Origin of the sequence: Sphingomonas baiyangensis (assembly GCF_005144715.1) — a bacterium.
Taxonomy (GTDB): Bacteria; Pseudomonadota; Alphaproteobacteria; order Sphingomonadales; family Sphingomonadaceae; genus Sphingomonas; species Sphingomonas baiyangensis.
Genome location: NZ_SWKR01000002.1, coordinates 696,790 through 712,803 on the forward strand (window position 1 = coordinate 696,790; position 16,014 = coordinate 712,803).

The 16,014-nt window shown below is 69.0% G+C and carries 17 protein-coding genes; 12 read left to right on the forward strand and 5 right to left on the reverse strand.

Translation table 11 applies throughout. The annotated features are described in order from the left end of the window. Positions 1-16: 16 nt before the first annotated feature. The 3 genes from ntrC to dusB are packed head-to-tail and all read right to left on the reverse strand — an operon-like array spanning position 17 to position 3,515. A complete protein-coding gene (gene ntrC, locus FBR43_RS06515; protein ID WP_136944071.1) occupies positions 17-1,453 on the reverse strand; it encodes a nitrogen regulation protein NR(I) in 1,437 nt (478 codons plus the stop codon). After that, complete coding sequence (locus tag FBR43_RS06520; RefSeq protein WP_249276483.1) at positions 1,450-2,541, reverse strand: two-component system sensor histidine kinase NtrB; 1,092 nt, start codon at positions 2,539-2,541, stop codon at positions 1,450-1,452. The genes ntrC and FBR43_RS06520 overlap by 4 nt, the downstream gene beginning before the upstream one ends. Continuing rightward, entirely contained in the window at positions 2,517-3,515 is a 999-nt protein-coding gene (dusB, locus tag FBR43_RS06525) for a tRNA dihydrouridine synthase DusB (protein ID WP_136942395.1), read from the reverse strand. The genes FBR43_RS06520 and dusB overlap by 25 nt, the downstream gene beginning before the upstream one ends. Positions 3,516-3,611: 96 nt before the next feature. Between dusB and FBR43_RS06530 the strand changes: the two genes are divergently transcribed. From FBR43_RS06530 to FBR43_RS06540, 3 genes are read left to right on the forward strand one after another with little or no spacing between them, the layout of a single operon-like run. Next, positions 3,612-4,769 carry a bifunctional 2-C-methyl-D-erythritol 4-phosphate cytidylyltransferase/2-C-methyl-D-erythritol 2,4-cyclodiphosphate synthase gene (locus tag FBR43_RS06530; protein WP_136942396.1) on the forward strand — a complete coding sequence of 386 codons (1,158 nt, stop codon included), beginning with the start codon at positions 3,612-3,614 and terminating at the stop codon, positions 4,767-4,769. Continuing rightward, a complete protein-coding gene (locus FBR43_RS06535; RefSeq protein ID WP_136942397.1) occupies positions 4,766-5,320 on the forward strand; it encodes a hypothetical protein in 555 nt (184 codons plus the stop codon). The genes FBR43_RS06530 and FBR43_RS06535 overlap by 4 nt, the downstream gene beginning before the upstream one ends. A gap of 5 nt (positions 5,321-5,325) precedes the next feature. Then, entirely contained in the window at positions 5,326-5,868 is a 543-nt protein-coding gene (locus FBR43_RS06540) for a CinA family protein (protein ID WP_136944073.1), read from the forward strand. Here the strand turns inward: FBR43_RS06540 and FBR43_RS06545 are convergent. After that, a complete protein-coding gene (locus FBR43_RS06545) occupies positions 5,790-6,290 on the reverse strand; it encodes a type II toxin-antitoxin system RatA family toxin (RefSeq protein ID WP_136942398.1) in 501 nt (166 codons plus the stop codon). The two genes, FBR43_RS06540 and FBR43_RS06545, sit on opposite strands and share 79 nt — an antisense overlap. Positions 6,291-6,298: 8 nt before the next feature. Beyond that, entirely contained in the window at positions 6,299-7,216 is a 918-nt protein-coding gene (lipA, locus tag FBR43_RS06550; protein WP_136942399.1) for a lipoyl synthase, read from the reverse strand. A gap of 127 nt (positions 7,217-7,343) precedes the next feature. Here lipA and FBR43_RS06555 point away from each other — a divergent pair, with 127 nt between their 5' ends. The 9 genes from FBR43_RS06555 to FBR43_RS06595 all read left to right on the forward strand — a co-directional run bounded on the left by FBR43_RS06555 (position 7,344) and on the right by FBR43_RS06595 (position 16,005). Then, complete coding sequence (locus FBR43_RS06555) at positions 7,344-7,994, forward strand: carbonic anhydrase (RefSeq protein WP_136942400.1); 651 nt, start codon at positions 7,344-7,346, stop codon at positions 7,992-7,994. An 83-nt stretch (positions 7,995-8,077) separates the two neighbouring features. Beyond that, positions 8,078-8,848: a thioesterase family protein gene (locus tag FBR43_RS06560; RefSeq protein WP_136942401.1), complete on the forward strand. Its 771-nt coding sequence runs from the start codon at positions 8,078-8,080 to the stop codon at positions 8,846-8,848. 110 nt (positions 8,849-8,958) lie between these two features. Next, positions 8,959-9,474 (forward strand): EF-hand domain-containing protein, encoded by a 516-nt coding sequence (locus FBR43_RS06565; protein ID WP_136942402.1) that lies wholly within the window; start codon positions 8,959-8,961, stop codon positions 9,472-9,474. An 86-nt stretch (positions 9,475-9,560) separates the two neighbouring features. Then, on the forward strand, positions 9,561-10,280 hold the full coding sequence (locus FBR43_RS06570) for a response regulator (protein WP_136942403.1): 720 nt from the start codon (positions 9,561-9,563) through the stop codon (positions 10,278-10,280). After that, positions 10,277-11,653, forward strand: a complete 1,377-nt coding sequence (locus FBR43_RS06575) for a sensor histidine kinase (protein WP_249276484.1) — start codon at positions 10,277-10,279, stop codon at positions 11,651-11,653. Before FBR43_RS06570 ends, FBR43_RS06575 begins: the two co-directional genes overlap by 4 nt. Before the next feature lie 65 nt (positions 11,654-11,718). Continuing rightward, positions 11,719-12,411, forward strand: coding sequence for an endonuclease/exonuclease/phosphatase family protein (locus tag FBR43_RS06580; RefSeq protein WP_136944075.1), 693 nt, complete (start codon positions 11,719-11,721; stop codon positions 12,409-12,411). Next, a complete protein-coding gene (locus FBR43_RS06585; protein WP_136942404.1) occupies positions 12,411-14,699 on the forward strand; it encodes a patatin-like protein in 2,289 nt (762 codons plus the stop codon). The genes FBR43_RS06580 and FBR43_RS06585 overlap by 1 nt, the downstream gene beginning before the upstream one ends. 78 nt (positions 14,700-14,777) lie before the next feature. After that, positions 14,778-15,005: a hypothetical protein gene (locus FBR43_RS06590; protein WP_136942405.1), complete on the forward strand. Its 228-nt coding sequence runs from the start codon at positions 14,778-14,780 to the stop codon at positions 15,003-15,005. A 40-nt stretch (positions 15,006-15,045) separates the two neighbouring features. Continuing rightward, entirely contained in the window at positions 15,046-16,005 is a 960-nt protein-coding gene (locus FBR43_RS06595; RefSeq protein WP_136942406.1) for an NAD(P)H-dependent flavin oxidoreductase, read from the forward strand. The last annotated feature ends 9 nt before the right edge of the window (positions 16,006-16,014 follow it).

A 16,014-nucleotide genomic window follows, 5' to 3' on the forward strand; every position in this document is an offset into this window, starting at 1 on the left:
CGGGTGCGACCTGCCGCTACGGCAGCTCGCTCCGCCGCGCGGGATCGATCGCCAGCGTGTCGAGCCGCTTGCGCAGCGTGTTGCGGTTGATGCCGAGCACCGCCGCGGCGCGCAGCTGGTTGCCGCCGCAGCGTGCCAGCACCGCCTCGATCAGCGGGCGCTCGACCTCGGCGATGATGCGTTCGTAGAGGCTGCCATCGTCGAACGCGGCGGGCATCTCGCGTTCGAGGCGTTCGAGCCGGCGCAGCACCGCGGCGGCGAGATCGGGGTCGGGTTCGGGCGCGGTGCTGGCGGCGTGCCCGAGATTGGCGCGCACCTCGGCGGCGCCGATCGTCTCGTCGCGGCCGAGTGCGGCAAGGCGACGCATGAGGTTCTCGAGCTCGCGCACATTGCCGGGCCAGTCATGCGCCTCGAGCACCGCCACCGCAGCCTTGTCGAGCCCCTTGCGCGGCAGCCCGCGCTCGGCGGCGCGATCGAGGAAGTGGCGCGCAAGCAGCGCCACGTCCTGCCGGCGTTCGCGCAAGGGGGGAAGCGCGATCGGCACCACGTCGAGACGATAATAGAGATCTTCGCGGAACTGGCCCGCGGCTACCAGCGCCGTAAGCTCCTTGTTGGTGGCGGCGACGATGCGGACGTCGGCCCGGATGGTGCGCGCGCCGCCGACGGTGGTGAACTCGCCCGATTGCAGCACGCGCAGCAGCCGCGTCTGTGCGTCGAGCGGCATGTCGCCGATCTCGTCGAGGAACAGCGTGCCGCCTGCCGCCTGCTCGAACTTGCCCGCCATGCGCGCCTGTGCGCCGGTGAATGCACCACGTTCGTGACCGAACAGCTCGGCCTCGATCAGCTCGCGCGGGATCGCCGCCATGTTGAGCGCGATGAACGGCGCGTGGCGACGCGGCCCGAGATCGTGGATCGCGCGCGCCACAAGCTCCTTGCCCGTGCCCGATTCGCCCGAGATCAGCACCGTCAGGTCGTTGGCGACGACGCGCGCGATGACGCGGTACACGTCCTGCATCGCGGGCGAGCGGCCGATCAGCGGCACGCCTGCGTCCTCGACGTCGATCGTCGCGGCCGGGCCGGCACGACCGCGCATCAGCGCCGAGCGGACGCTGGCGGTGAGCGCATCGAGATCGAAGGGCTTGGGCAGATAGTCGAAGGCCCCCGCCTCGGTCGCGCGCACTGCGGTGGTGAGCGTGTTCTGCGCCGACAGCACGATCATCGGCAGGCGCGGGAAGTCGGCGGTGAGCGCGGTCGCCATGTCGAGGCCGTTGCCGTCGGGCAGGATGACGTCGGTCACGACGCAATCGGGCATGCCTTCGGACAGCTCGGTATGCAGCTGCGCCAGCGTCGACACCGCGATGACGCGGTGCCCGGCGCGCCGGAGCGCCTGCACGATGACGGTACGGATCGCGCTGTCGTCCTCGCAGACGAGGATCGTGCCGGCGGGGTTCATCCGCGCGCTCGCGGCAACATCAGGCGCAGCACGGTCCATGGCGGTTCCCCCTCACGCGAATAGCCGACGAGGCCGCCCATGTCGGTCATTAGCTTCTCGACGAGCGGCAGGCCGAGCCCCTGCCCTTCGGGCTTGCCTGAGACGAAGGGCTCGAAAAGATGCTGCGCGATATCCGCCGGCGCGCCGGGACCGTTGTCGAGCACGCAGATCTCGATCGGCAGCGGCTGGCGTGGGCGGCCGGGCGCGCTCGATGCCGACATGCCGTGGCGATAGGCGGTGGTGACGACGATGCGCGCATCGGCCCGGTCGCGCACCGCCTCGGCGGCGTTCTTTAGCAGGTTGACCACGATCTGGAGGAAGCGACCGCCGTCGATCAGCGCGGGCGGCAGCGAGGGATCGAAGCGTTCCTCGATCGGCAGCCCGCGCGCGAAGCCCGCCTCGGCAACGCGGCGGGCATGGCCGAGCAAGGGGTAGATGTTGGCGGGCGCGAGCGTGGCGGCGCGCGTATCGGTGAAGTCCTGCATCCGGTCGATCAACGCGGCGACGCGATCGACTTCGGTGGTGATGAGCGCGGTGAGCTCGCCATCGGCGCCGCTGTCACCCAAGAGCTGCGCGGCACCGCGGATGCCCGACAGCGGGTTCTTGATTTCGTGCGCGAGCATCGCCGCGGCGCCCATCGCTGCCCGCGCGCCGCCGCCGCGATCGCCGCCGCCATGCCGCCGTGCGCGATCGTGCAGCGCCACCACGCGCCAGCCGGGATGATCGACGAGCGTCGCCTCGCTCAGATCGACGCGCACGCGATGGCCGCGCTGCGTTGCAAGCTCGGTATCGAATAGCGTGACTCCGCCGCGCTCGCGCCGCTCGGCATAGTCGGCGGGCAGCTTGAAGACCTGATGGAAGCCCAGCCCGCGCATCGATCGCTCGGACTGGTTGAGCAGCAGTTCGCAAGCGCCATTGGCGAACACGATGCCGTCGCCGTCATCGAGCACGAGCACCGCCGCCGGCAGGGCGGCGAACAGCTCGGCCCAGCCGGGTACGCGCGCGTCGCCGGTGGCGGGGCCGTTCAGGCCGCCGCGCGGCTGCGCCACGGCGCGTAGAACTCGGCGAGCATGGCTTTCACCACGCGCGGATCGGCCTGCTGGTTCACCTTGTTGCGAAAATCGGCCGAGCCGTGCAGGCCGCGCGTGTACCAGCCGATATGCTTGCGCGCGAGGTTGACGCCGGTGACGGTGCCGTAGTGCGAAAGCATGGCGTCATATTGCTCGACCAGCATCTCGTACTGCGCCTCGACGCTTGGGTCGGGCACGCGGCCGCGCCCGGCGAAATGCGCCATCACCTGCCCCAGCAGCCACGGCCGGCCATAGGCGCCGCGGCCGATCATCACGCCGTCGGCACCCGATTGCGCCAGCGCCGCCTCGGCATCCTCGATCGAGCAGATGTCGCCATTGGCGATCACCGGGATCGACACGGCATCCTTGACCCTGCGGATGAACGCCCAGTCAGCGCTGCCCTTGTACATCTGGTTGCGCGTGCGGCCGTGAACGGTAATGAGCCGCGCGCCGAGATCCTCGGCGATGCGCGCAAGTTCGGGCGCGTTGAGGCTGGCATGATCCCAGCCCATGCGCATCTTGACGGTGACGGGCACGTCGACCGCCTTGACCGTTGCGGCGATGAGGCTCGCGGCCAGCGGCAGGTCGCGCATCAGCGCAGACCCGGCATCACCGTTGACGATCTTCTTGACCGGGCAGCCCATGTTGATGTCGATGATCGCAGCACCACGATCGGCGTTGAGCTTGGCGGCCTCCGCCATCTCGTGCGGCGTGCAGCCGGCGAGCTGCATCGACACCGGCTCCTCGCTCGGGTGCCACGCCGCCTTCTGCTCGGATTGGCGCGTCTCTCGGATCATCGCCTGGCTGGCGATCATCTCGGTGACGTTGAGCCCCGAGCCGAAGCGGCGCACCAGCGTGCGGAACGGCATGTCGGTCACGCCGGTCATCGGTGCGAGCAGCACCGGGCTTTCGATCCGCACGGGACCGATCTGGATGGGAGCGAGCGTCTGCATGGGTCTGCCTGAAAAACAGGCAGCGCCTAGCCGAATCGACCGCGGCTGACAAGGCGGGCTGGCGGGCGCACGCACCATGCGCTAGGCGCTCGCGCAATGTCGCAGCATCGAACCGCCGCCCTCATCGTCGCCGCCGGACAGGGTGCGCGCTTTGGCGATGCGCTGCCCAAGCAATTCCTGCCGCTCGCCGGCCGGCCGCTGGTAGCGCATGCGCATGCCGCGTTCGCCGGGCACCCCGATATCGATGCCGTGCTGGTCGTTACCGCGCCCGAGCAGGCGGCGATGCTCGAACAGGCGGTGCCTGGCGCGCGGCGATGCGATGGCGGCGTGACGCGGCGCGAATCGGTCGCCAACGGGCTGGCGGTGCTCGCAGCCGAGGGTTTTGATCGCGTGCTCGTGCACGACGCGGCGCGCCCGCTCGTGCCTTCGGCCGTCATCGACGCGCTGGTCGCCGCGCTCGACACCTGTCCGGGCGCGGTGCCGGTGCTGCGCGTCGCCGACACCCTGGCGCGCGCCGATGGCCGGCTGGGCGAGGTCGTGCCGCGCGATGCGCTGGTGCGCGTGCAGACGCCGCAGGCGTTCCGCCTCGCCGATCTGGTGGCGGCGCATCGTGGTTGGCCGGCCGATGCCGAGGCGACCGACGACGCGCAGATGCTGCGCGCCGCGGGCGCTACGGTCGCGACGATCGAAGGAAGCACGATGCTCGACAAGATCACCTATCCCGCCGATCTGGCGACGGCCGAGGCGCTGCTCGCCGGCCGCATGGTCAGTCGCTCGGCAACCGGCTTCGACGTCCACCGGCTCGAAGCCGGCGAGGAATTGTGGCTGGGCGGCGTGCTGGTGCCGCACGATCGCGGGCTGTCGGGCCACAGCGACGCCGATGTCGCGCTGCATGCGATTACCGACGCGCTGCTCGGCACGATTGCGGCGGGCGATATCGGCCAGCATTTCCCGCCGAGCGATCCGCAATGGAAGGGCGCGGCGTCGGCACAGTTCCTCGAACATGCCGTGGAACTTGTGAAGGGCGCGGGAGGCGTCATCGATTTCGTCGACCTCACGCTCATCTGCGAGGCGCCAAAGATCGGCCCGCATCGCGATGCGATGCGCGAGCGCATCGCGGCGTTGTTGCAGGTCGCGCCCGCCAAAGTTAGCGTCAAGGCGACGACGACCGAGCGCCTGGGCTTTGCCGGGCGCGGCGAAGGCATCGCCGCACAGGCGATCGCCACGATACGGATACCGGATTGGAACCCATGACCGAGTTGCGTTCGATCGCCCGCAAGGGTGCCCTGTTTCTCGCCGCGCTGGCGTTGCCTGCCACGGCGTCGGCGCAGACCTGCGTCAGCCAGCGCGAGGCCGAAGCGCTGTTCCTCTATGTCGCGCCCGAGCTGATCCGCGAGGCGGGGCGCGTATGCGCGCCGTCGCTGCCGGCGGCATCGCCGCTGCGCCAGCCTTCGGGCGCGCTGATCGCGAAATACCGGGCCGAGGCCGACGGCGCTTGGCCGCTGGCGAAATCGGCCTTCGCCAAGCTGTCGGGCGCGGGCGCCAGCGAGCTGGGCGGGCTGGCGCAATTGCTCGATTCGCAGTTCGCGCGCCCGGCGGCAGCGCCGATGATGGCGCAGATGATCGCCGCGGGCATACGCGCCGACGACTGCCCGCTCATCGACCGCGCGATGACGCTGATCGAGCCGTTGCCGGCGCGCAACGCCGCCGGGCTGGCCGCGATCGCCTTCGATCTGGCGGGCCGCGAGGATCGCGGGCGGGCGATGGCGGTGCGCATCTGTCCGGCGCCGCGAGCCGCGCGATGAGCGAGATTCGCGACACGCTGCTGCCGCAGATTCTGGTCGACAAGGCGATCGAGGTGATCGAGGCCAATCGCCGCGCCGGTCGCCGCATTGCCACGGCCGAGAGCTGCACCGCCGGGCTCGTCACGACCGCGCTGACCGAGATCGCCGGATCGTCGGACGTGGTCGAAGCGGGGTTCGTGACCTATTCAAACGAAGCCAAGCGCGCGATCCTCGGCGTGAGCGGCGACGTGCTCGAAACCTTCGGCGCGGTATCGGTGGCGGTGGCGTGGCAGATGGCGCAGGCGGCGCTCGCGAAATCGGGTGCCGATGTCGCGGTCGCGATCACCGGCATCGCCGGCCCTGGCGGTGGGAGCGAGAAGAAACCCGTGGGCCGCGTGGTGTTCGCGCTCGCCGAGCGCGGTGCCGACCCCAAGCGCGTCATCGCCGACGCGCGCGACTTCGAGAATAACGGCCGTGGCGGGGTGCGGCTTCAGGCGGCGCTGTGTGCGCTCGAACTGCTGCTCCCGTCGTCCGAGTTGCCGGCTGCCGTTCCCGCGCCGGCGCCGTAGAGGGCGGCCGCACGCGTCTCGAACGCGCCGATCATCTTGCGCAACGCGCGATCGAACACCTGGCCCGCCAGCATCTCGAACATGCGGCTCTTGAACTGGAAGTCGACGCAAAAATCGACATGGCAGCCGCCCTTGCCGTCGGGCCGGAAGCGCCAGTCGTTGTTGAGATACTTGAGCGGGCCGTCGAGATAGTCGACGCGGATATGGTCGGGCCGCTCCTTCTGCACCTTCGAGGTGAAGGTCTCGCGCAGCCCCTTGAAACCGACGATCATGTCGGCGACCATCTCGCTCTGGCTGTTCGATCGCACGCGTATCGCACTGACCCAGGGGAGGAATTCGGGATAGCGCGCGACATCGGCAACCAGATCGAACATCTGCTCGGGCGAATAGGGCAGATCGCGCGTTTCGGTATGCTTGGGCATGGCGGGCCTTAACGCGCGGCGGCGAGCCGCGTTTCGCGGGCGGTACGCAGGCGGGCGAAATCCTCGCCGGCATGATAGCTCGAGCGCGTGAGCGGCGAGGACGCGACGAGCAGAAAGCCCTTGGCGCGCGCAATCGCGGCATAGGCATCGAATGCCTGCGGCGTCACGAAATCCTCGACCTTCGCGTGGCGCGGCGTGGGTTGCAGATACTGGCCCATGGTGAGGAAATCGACATCGGCCGAGCGCATGTCGTCCATCACCTGATGCACTTCGAGCCGCTGCTCGCCCAGCCCCATCATCACGCCCGACTTGGTAAAGATCGACGGGTCGTGGCGCTTGACGCTCTCGAGCAGGCGCAGCGACGCGTAATAGCGCGCGCCCGGACGGATGGTGGGATAAAGGCGCGGCACCGTTTCGAGATTGTGGTTGTACACATCGGGTCGCGCCGCGACAATCGCCTCGATCGCGGCCTGCGCCTTGTTGCGGAAATCGGGCGTCAGGATCTCGATCGTGGTAGCGGGCGTGGTACGGCGCAGCGCCTCGATCACTTTGACGAACTGGCTCGCACCGCCATCGGGCAGATCGTCGCGGTCGACCGAAGTGATGACGATATGCTCGAGCCCGAGCTCGGCGGCCGCGTCGGCGGTATGCTGCGGTTCGAGCGGATCGACCTTGCGCGGCATGCCCGTCTTGACGTTGCAGAAGGCGCAGGCTCGGGTGCAGACGTCGCCCAGGATCATCACCGTCGCGTGCTTCTTGGTCCAGCACTCGCCGATATTGGGACAGGCCGCTTCCTCGCATACGGTCGCAAGGTTGAGCCGGCGCATCAGCGCCTTCGTTTCGGCAAAGCCCGTCGATGTCGGGGCCTTCACCCGGATCCAGTCAGGCTTGCGGGTACGTGGAGGGCGGGCGAGCGCATCGGTCATGGCTGGCAGATAGCTGCGCGGGTGCCGCGAAACAACCGGGGGGAACCAAAGCGCTTGATCTGGGTTAGCAACGCTGGCGAGGCGCGACGTGCGCGCCGGCGCCCTGACCTTAATCACAGGAGAGATCGTGACCTATTTCAGCGACCTTGTCGACGGATACCACCGGTTCCGCACCGCCGACCTGCGCCGCCAGCGCGAACGTTGGGAGCAGCTTCGCGAGGGGCAGAGCCCCAAGGTGATGGTCATCGCCTGCTCGGACAGCCGCGTCGAGCCCGCACAGATATTCGACACGCTGCCGGGCGAAATCTTCGTCGTGCGCAACGTCGCCAACCTTGTCCCGCCGTTCGATGCGGGCGGTGGTCTGCATGGTGTGTCGGCGGCGCTCGAATTCGCGGTGACCAAGCTCAACGTCGAAGAGATCGTCGTGATGGGCCATGGCAAGTGCGGCGGCGCCCATGCGGCACTTACCGAAATGTTCCACGACGCGCCGCACGGCGAAGGCGGCTTCGTGCACGACTGGGTGAGCATCCTCGACGAAGCGCGCGATCGCGTGAAGGCCAAGTGCGGCGACGGCCCCGAGGCGAGCCGCGAGATGGAGCTCGAAACCGTGCGCACCTCGATCGCCAATCTGCGCACTTTCCCGTTCATCCCGCCGCGCGAGAGCAGCGGTGCGCTCAAGCTGCACGGCGCCTACTTCTCGATCGCCGAAGGCGTGCTCGAGGTAATGGGCGAGGACGGCGAGTTCGCGCCCGCGCAGCCTGCAATGGCCGAGGCCTGATCCTTTCGCGGCGGCGAGCCATTCGGCCTGCCGCCGCGTTTCGCCCATTGTCGCGGCGCCGCGCGGGCGGGTAGATGCAGGGCATGACCGGTTTGCCCGCACTGCTGCAACAGGCCCGCTCCGAAGGCGATCGCCTGCATTTCGATATTCCCGCCGACTGGATGCAGGGCCGTACCGCATTCGGCGGCCTCTCTAGCGCGCTCGCATTGCGCGCAGCGCTTGCCGCTTCTCCCGAGCTCCCACCGCTGCGATCGGCGCAGATCGCCTTCGTCGGTCCGCTCGCGGGGGCGGTGACGGTAGAGGCACGGCTGCTGCGGCGGGGGCGCAACGTGGCGTTCGTCGAGGCCGACCTTAGCGGCGAAGCGGGGCTGGGGCTGCGGGCGACGTTCGTGTTTATGGCGCCGCTCGCCTCGTCGATCATGCATGACAGCGCCCCGCAGGCGCCGCGCTCCGTACCGCCGACCGACGCGTCGCTCTATGTCGGTCCACCGGGCTTCTTCACGCATAATTTCGAGTTTCATGACGACAAGGCGGTTCTGGAGCCTGCCGAATGGCTGCGCTGGGCTCGGTTGCGCGAGCGTGAGGACCTTGATCCGCCGATGGAGTTGCTCGCAGTGGGCGATGCGCTGCCGCCTGCGGCATTCCGCCTGCTGCCCGAACCGCGGCCGTTGAGCTCGCTCACCTGGCAGTTGAACCTGCTGACGGCAGCGCCTAGCACGCGCGATGGCTGGTGGCTGCTCCACGCGCACGCCGATCATGCGCGCGACGGTCATTCGAGCCAGCGGATGCGCATCTGGAATGCTGATGGCGTGCTCGTCGCCGAGGCGATGCAGAGTGTGGCGATCTTCGGCTGATACATGTTGCGACAAGTTCGTGCCGGCATGACAAACCGGCGCGACAGGTGGCGTGCAGACAGGATGTCGAAGCCGGGATAGGCCCGGTCCAACCGACAGGAACGCCCCCCATGAAGAAGCTCATTCTCTCCGCAACGCTTGCCGCCACCGCGCTCACCGGCGCAGCCTTCGCCGCGCAGACCGCGTCGGCAGGCACGCCGCAGGCGCAGAAGCAGCGCCCCGCCCCGCCCGCGACGCGCGCCGAAGTGATCGCGCGGGCCGACGCGCGGTTCGCGCGTATCGACGCCGACGGCAACGGCCAGATCACGACCGCCGAGCGTAGCGCGATGCGCGAAAAGCGCGCCGAGCGCCGTGAAGCGCGCGGCAAGGCGATGCGTCGCGGCGGCGAACGCATGATGCAGCGCATGATGGCGCGCATCGACACCAATGGCGACGGCCAGATCAGCCGCGAGGAGCATCGCCAGGCAGCGTTGACGCGCTTCGCGCGGATCGATACCGATGGTGACGGCACCGTCAGCGCCGCCGAGCGCGAGACGATCAAGGTCAAGCGCGCCGAGCGCCGCGAGCGCTGGGCCGAGCGCCGCGCTGCACGTCAGGCGCAGCAGCAGCCCGCCCAGTCGAACTAAGCCGTCAAGTGGTGCCGGGCGGGTCCCCTTCCCGCCCGGCGCATTTGACGCTGGCGCTGCCAAACAAGGTATAGTCTATGGCCGACATGGCCGACATTCCCCATCTGTTGCTGGTCGATGACGAACGCTCGATCCGCGAGCCGCTGGCGCAGTATCTGACCAAGCAGGGCTTTCGCGTGACGCAGGCCGGCGACGCCGAAGGCGCGCGTGCGCGCCTTGCCGCCTATGCGATCGACCTCGCCATTCTCGACATCATGATGCCCGGCGAAGACGGCCTCAGCCTGTGCCGCCACATCCGCGAGACGGGCGATACGCCGGTGATTCTGCTGACGGCGCGCAGCGAGGAGACCGACCGGATCGTGGGCCTCGAGATGGGCGCCGACGACTATGTCGTGAAGCCCTTCTCGCCGCGCGAGCTGCTGGCACGCATCAAGGTGATCCTGCGGCGCGTCGCCGCCGGCGGCGTGCGGCAGCATGCGCCCGATGCCGGCGCCTATGCCTTTGCCGGCTGGGTGCTCAAGACGGGCGAGCGCGCGCTGGTCGATCGCGAAGGCGTATCGGTGCCGCTGTCGACGGGTGAATACAACCTGCTCCACGCGCTCGTCACGCGCCCGCGCCAGGTGCTGACGCGCGACCAGCTGCTCGATCTCACGCAAGGCCGCGAAGCCGCCGCCTTCGATCGCGCGATCGACAACCAGGTGAGCCGGCTGCGCAAGAAGATCGAGGCCGATCCGCGCAATCCCGCGCTCATCAAGACGGTGTGGGGCGGCGGCTACACCTTGGCGAGCGAAGTCACTCGGCTGTGACGTCGGCGGCGGCAGCGCGGCGGGGCGGCTGGCCGCGCAGCCTTTCGGGGCAGATCGCGCTGCTCGTCGCGCTCGCGTTGCTTGTCGCGCAGCTCATCAATTTCGGACTGTTGTGGCGAGAGCGACGCGAAGCGCGCTTCGCGCAGGTCACGGTGCCTGCGATTACGCGGATAGTCGACGCCGCCGAGCGGCTTGCGGCGGGCCGTGGCGCGATGCTCGAGCGGCAGCGGCCGCGCGGGCGCGTGCGGCTGATCTCCGTCAACCCGGTGCCGACGGGCTTGCCGCGCGCCGCCGACGTCGAGACGGGCATCGCTGCGGGACTTGCCGAAGCGGGTGTCGAGCATGGTGCCATCGTGAGCGGTATTCGCCGTTTTGATCCTGACGATCCGCGGCTTACGGCGATGCGCCCGCGCCGTGCCGAGCGACTGGCGAACCTTGGCGGCGAGCTTGTCGTCGCGGTAGAGCTTCCCGGGCGTGGCTGGCTCACCCTGCGCGCGCCGTGGCCGCGCAGCGAGCGCGCGTTGATCGCCCGGCTGATCGCGCAGACGCTGATCCTCTATGCCGTGGTGCTGCTCCCCGTCCTTTGGATCGGCAGGCGGGTGACGCGCCCGCTGGCCGAGCTGACCGAGCGCGCGAGGAGCTTCGCCCCCGGCAGCACGCCCGAACCGATGCCCGAACGCGGCCCTCCCGACGTGCGCGCGCTCATCGGCGCATACAACGGACTGTCCGAGCGCGTGACCGCGATGCTCGACGAGAAGGACCGGATGCTCGGCGCGATCGGCCATGATCTGCGCACGCCGCTGGCGGCGCTGCGCGTCCGCATCGAATCGGTCGACGACGACACCGATCGCACGCGCATGGCCGACATCATCGAAGACATGAACCGCATGCTCGAGGACATCCTGTCCTTGGCACGGCTCGGACGGCCAAGCGAAGCCGCCACCGAGACCGATCTGGGCGCGCTGGTCGACGCCGTGGTCGAGGATTTCCGCGATCTGGGCCATGACGTGCGCTTCGACGAGCCGCCGCGCATCGCGATGCGCGTGCGCCCCACGCTGATGCGGCGCGCGGTTCGCAACCTCATCGAGAATGCGGTGAAATATGCCGGTGCCGCCGAGGTTGAGATAATTGCGGCCGCCGGTCGCGTCGCGATCGAGATAGGCGATCGGGGTCCGGGCCTGCCCGATGACCGGCTAGAGGCGATGTTCGACCCGTTCGTCCGCCACGAAGGCTCGCGCAACCGCGATACCGGCGGCATCGGACTGGGGCTGGCGCTGACGCGCGCGATCGTGCGCGATGCGGGCGGCGGCGTAACGCTCGCCAATCGCGACGGCGGTGGGCTGGTGGCGCGGATCGAGCTGCCGCGCGGATGACGGAACCCGCCGGGCGCGCGACGCATTGCATCACCCTACCCTCTCCGGATGCCGTCGCTCCCCGCATGCTCAAGGTCGCCAGCTACAATATGCGCAAGGCCGTTGGCACCGATCGGCGGCGTCGCCCCGAGCGAACGCTCGAAGTGCTGCGCGAGATCGATGCCGATATCGTCGCCTTGCAGGAGGCCGATCGCCGGTTCGGCGCGCGCGCCGCAGTGCTGAGCACGCATCTGCTTGCCGAGCACAGCGACTATATGGCCGCGCCCGTCGCGATGCGGGCAGCGAGCATGGGCTGGCACGGCAATGTGCTGCTCGTGCGCCGCGATGCCGAGATCGTCGATTGCGAAGCGATCCATCTCCCCGCGCTCGAGCCGCGCGGCGCCATCTCGGCCGATATACGGATCGGCACGCGGATGCTGCGCGTCGTCGGCATGCACCTCGACCTTTCGGGATTGTGGCGGCGGCGGCAGGCCAACGCCATTCTTGCGCATCTGGAAGCGAACGCGCACCCGATGCCGACGGTCCTGATGGGCGACCTCAACGAATGGCGACCGACGGCGGGGTGCCTCCAGGACTTCTGTCGCAGCTTCACGCTCGCCGAGACGGGGCCGAGCTTCCATGCGCGCCGGCCGGTGGGCAGGCTCGACCGCATCCTCGTCAGTCGCGAGCTGCGCGTGGTGGCGAGCGGCGTGCACAGCAGTGCGGCGGCACGCACCGCATCGGATCACCTGCCGATCTGGGCCGAGCTCGCTTCCTGATGCGCGACAAGGAACTGCGGCTCGCGCTCATCTGCTATGGCGGCATCAGCCTTGCCGTGTACATGCACGGTATTTCCAAGGAAATCTGGCGGCTGACGCGCGCCAGCCGCGCGTTCGGCGACGGCGATCCGCCGGCCGAAGGCAGCCAGGGCGTGTACCGCCGGCTGTTCGAGGAAATCGCCGAGGCGACGGGGATTCGCCTGCGCGTGCTCGTCGACATCATCGCAGGCGCGAGCGCGGGCGGGATCAACGGCGTGTTCATGGCGCAGGCGATCAGCAGCGGGCAGAGTCTCGATCCGCTAACCGACCTGTGGCTCGAAATGGCCGATGTCGAACAGCTCATCGCGCCCGACCAGGGGCCGGCATCGGCGCTCACCAAATTCTGGGCACGCCCGCTCGCATGGATGGTGGGCGGCGGCAAGACCGTCGACGAAAGCGTCGAGGCCGCGGCACGCGAGGAAGTGCGTGCGCGGCTCGACCTGTTTGTCCGTTCGCGCTGGTTCGAGCCGCCCTTCGGCGGCGAGCGGATGCTCGGGATGCTGCTCGACGCGTTCGATGCGATGGCGAAGGCGCCCAAGGGCCCGCGGCTGCTGCCGCCGGGGCAGCCGCTCGACCTGTTCGTGACCGTCACCGATTTTGCCGGCCATCCGGAGCGGCTGCGGCTCAATTCGCCGCCCGAGGTGGTCGAAACCGAGCACCGGCTCGTGCTGTCGTTCAGCGACGGCGGCGCGGCCGGCGACTCGCTGGGCGCAGCGTCGGAACTGAGTTTCGCCGCGCGGGCGACATCGAGCTTTCCCGGCGCGTTCCCGCCCTTCACGGTGGGCGAGCTCGATCGCGTGCTTGCCGATCGCGGCGTCGAATGGCCGGGTCGCGACGCCTTCCTGCGTCGCGTGCTGCCGCGCCAGATGGCGGTGAATGCGGCCGAGAAGGCGGCGCTGATCGACGGCTCGGTACTTGCCAACGCCCCCTTCCGCCCCGCGATCGAGGCATTGCGCAACCGGCCCGCGCGCCGGCAGATCGACCGGCGCTTCGTGTTCATCGACCCCTGGCCCGGCCTCAAGTTCGGGATCGGCGGCAAGGGCGACGGGCCGCCGGGCTTCTTCCACACGCTGATCGGCGCGCTTTCGGAGATTCCGCGACAGCAACCGATCCGCGACAATCTGGAAGCGATCGCCGATCGATCGGACACGATCGAGCGGATGGTGTCGATCCTCGATCGGCTGCGCGGCGAAGTCGAGCAGCAGGTCGAAGCGCTGTTCGGCTACACGCTGTTCCTCGACTACCCGACGGCCAAGCGACTGGCGGCATGGCGCCGGCGCGCGCAGGCCGCCGCGGCGGACAAGGCGGGCTATGGTCATGCGGGGTACGCGCTGCTCAAGATCGAGGGCATCCTGGATCGCATCGCGACCCTGCTGCATGCCGTGGGCGACCAACCGGGCCAGGAGCGGTGGCGGCGCATCCGCGAGTCGATCGCGCGCGCGGTGGACGCGCGCGGCGCGATGGCGGTGGGCGCGGGACATGCGACCGGCGCCAGCGCCGCTGCCATCGATTTTCTTCGCGGTTTCGACATCGCTTTTCGCATCCGGCGGCTGCGCCTCCTTATCCGCCGCATCGTCGAGATGGACCATGACGCCGGCGATTCGACGCTCAACGAGATGCGCGAGGCGGCCTATGGCGCGCTGGCGGCCTATCTCGAGTGCCAACGCAGCGACCGGCACGCCGATCTGCGTGATGCGGTGCGCGCGCTGCCGCAGGATGCCGATACCGTGCTCGACCGGTTGGCAGCCACGCTCGCACTACCGCTGCTCGATGCGCGGACCGACGCGGCCATCGCGACGGCGCTCAGCCGGCTGGCGCGCGAGCAGCGTCGTCCGTTGCTGCTCGCCTATCTGGGCTTCCCCTTCTTCGACCTCGCGACCTTGCCGCTGCTGCAAGGCGAAGGGCTTGATGAGTTCGACCCGATCCGCGTCGATCGCATCGCGCCCGACGATGCCACCGCTATCCGCGCAGGCGGCGCTGGCGCCTGCCTGAAAGGCATACAGTTCAACAGCTTCGGCGCGTTTTTCAGCAGGGCCTATCGCGAGAACGACTATCTGTGGGGGCGGCTGCACGGCGCCGATCGGCTGGTCGACATCATCCTCTCGACATTGCCGGCAGAGGCGCGGCTGGGGCCGGGCCGCGCGACTGCGACCAAGCGCGCGCTGTTCCACGCGATCCTCGACGAAGAGGCCGAGCGCCTCAAGGCGGTTCCCGGCCTCATCGACGAATTGCGCGCCGAAATCGGCTGATCGCATGCCGCGGCGTTGATGCGTTAACCATTTGCGGTTACGAACCGGGCGGCTTCAAACGCGACGGATGACTGCCGAATGCTTGATATCGCACTGTTTCTTTACGGACTGATCGCCGGCTGCGTGCTGTTGATGGCCGAGCGCAACCAGCGTGCCGCGCGCCCGCACCCCGCGCTGGTGCAGGCGGTTGGCTGGGGCGTGATGTCGATGTCCTCGATCCTGTCGGTGCTGTTCCTTGCGCTCGCCGTTGCGATGGCGATGGGCGCCACGGGTCCGTTGATCGAGGCTGCGACCACGACCTTCTGACCCGCTGGACAGCCATATCCGTTGCGCTATGAAACGGAGCATGGCCCTTCCCCCGCTCTTCGATCGCCTGGCGCTGCCGATCATCGGATCGCCGCTGTTCATCATCTCGGTGCCCGATCTGGTCATCGCGCAATGCAAGGCGGGGATCGTCGGCTCGTTTCCCGCGCTCAATGCGCGACCGCAGACGCTGCTCGACGAATGGCTGCATCGCATCACCGAGGAACTGGCGGCGCACGACCGCGATCACCCCGATCGCCCCTCGGCGCCGTTCGCGGTCAACCAAATCGTCCACAAATCGAACGACCGGCTCGAGGCCGATCTGGCGACATGCGCGAAGTGGAAGGTGCCGATCGTCATCACGTCACTGGGTGCGCGCGAGGAACTGAATACCGCCGTGCACGGCTGGGGCGGCATCACGCTGCACGACGTGATCGACGACCGTTTCGCGCACAAGGCGGTGGAAAAGGGCGCCGACGGGCTCATCCTGGTGTGCGCGGGTGCGGGCGGCCATGCCGGAACGCTCAACCCGATGGCGTTCACGCAGGAAGTGCGAAGCTGGTTCGACGGCCCAGTCGCGCTCTCGGGTGCCATCGCCAATGGCGGGGCGGTGCTGGCGGCGCAGGCGATGGGCGCCGATCTCGCCTATATCGGCTCACCTTTCATCGCGACTGCCGAAGCGGGCGCGCCCGAGGAATACAAGGCGGCGATCGTCGCCGGGCGCGCACGCGACATCGTGTACACCAACCTCTTCACCGGCGTGCACGGCAACTATCTGCGCGGATCGATCGAGGCGGCCGGGTTAGACCCCGACGACCTGCCGGTCAGCGATCCGTCGAAGATGAACTTCGGCTCGGGCGGTGGCGCCAAGTCGAAGGCGTGGCGCGACATCTGGGGATCGGGCCAGGGCATCGGCGCGGTCGACACGGTCGAGCCCGTCGCGGCGCGCGTCGAGCGGCTGGCACGCGAATATGCTGCCGCACGCGCGCGCCTGCTGGGCTGAGGGCGGCGG

Bases quoted from the DNA above. Each gene is read 5' to 3' on its own strand.
- FBR43_RS06570 (WP_136942403.1), top strand. From the start codon at position 9,561: ATGGCCGACATTCCCCATCTGTTGCTGGTCGATGACGAACGCTCGATC.
- FBR43_RS06560 (WP_136942401.1), top strand. From the start codon at position 8,078: ATGACCGGTTTGCCCGCACTGCTGCAACAGGCCCGCTCCGAAGGCGAT.
- dusB (WP_136942395.1), bottom strand. From the start codon at position 3,515: ATGCAGACGCTCGCTCCCATCCAGATCGGTCCCGTGCGGATCGAAAGC.
- FBR43_RS06590 (WP_136942405.1), top strand. From the start codon at position 14,778: ATGCTTGATATCGCACTGTTTCTTTACGGACTGATCGCCGGCTGCGTG.
- lipA (WP_136942399.1), bottom strand. From the start codon at position 7,216: ATGACCGATGCGCTCGCCCGCCCTCCACGTACCCGCAAGCCTGACTGG.
- FBR43_RS06585 (WP_136942404.1), top strand. From the start codon at position 12,411: ATGCGCGACAAGGAACTGCGGCTCGCGCTCATCTGCTATGGCGGCATC.
- FBR43_RS06535 (WP_136942397.1), top strand. From the start codon at position 4,766: ATGACCGAGTTGCGTTCGATCGCCCGCAAGGGTGCCCTGTTTCTCGCC.
- FBR43_RS06545 (WP_136942398.1), bottom strand. From the start codon at position 6,290: ATGCCCAAGCATACCGAAACGCGCGATCTGCCCTATTCGCCCGAGCAG.
- ntrC (WP_136944071.1), bottom strand. From the start codon at position 1,453: ATGAACCCCGCCGGCACGATCCTCGTCTGCGAGGACGACAGCGCGATC.
- FBR43_RS06595 (WP_136942406.1), top strand. From the start codon at position 15,046: ATGGCCCTTCCCCCGCTCTTCGATCGCCTGGCGCTGCCGATCATCGGA.
- FBR43_RS06580 (WP_136944075.1), top strand. From the start codon at position 11,719: ATGCTCAAGGTCGCCAGCTACAATATGCGCAAGGCCGTTGGCACCGAT.
- FBR43_RS06565 (WP_136942402.1), top strand. From the start codon at position 8,959: ATGAAGAAGCTCATTCTCTCCGCAACGCTTGCCGCCACCGCGCTCACC.
- FBR43_RS06530 (WP_136942396.1), top strand. From the start codon at position 3,612: ATGTCGCAGCATCGAACCGCCGCCCTCATCGTCGCCGCCGGACAGGGT.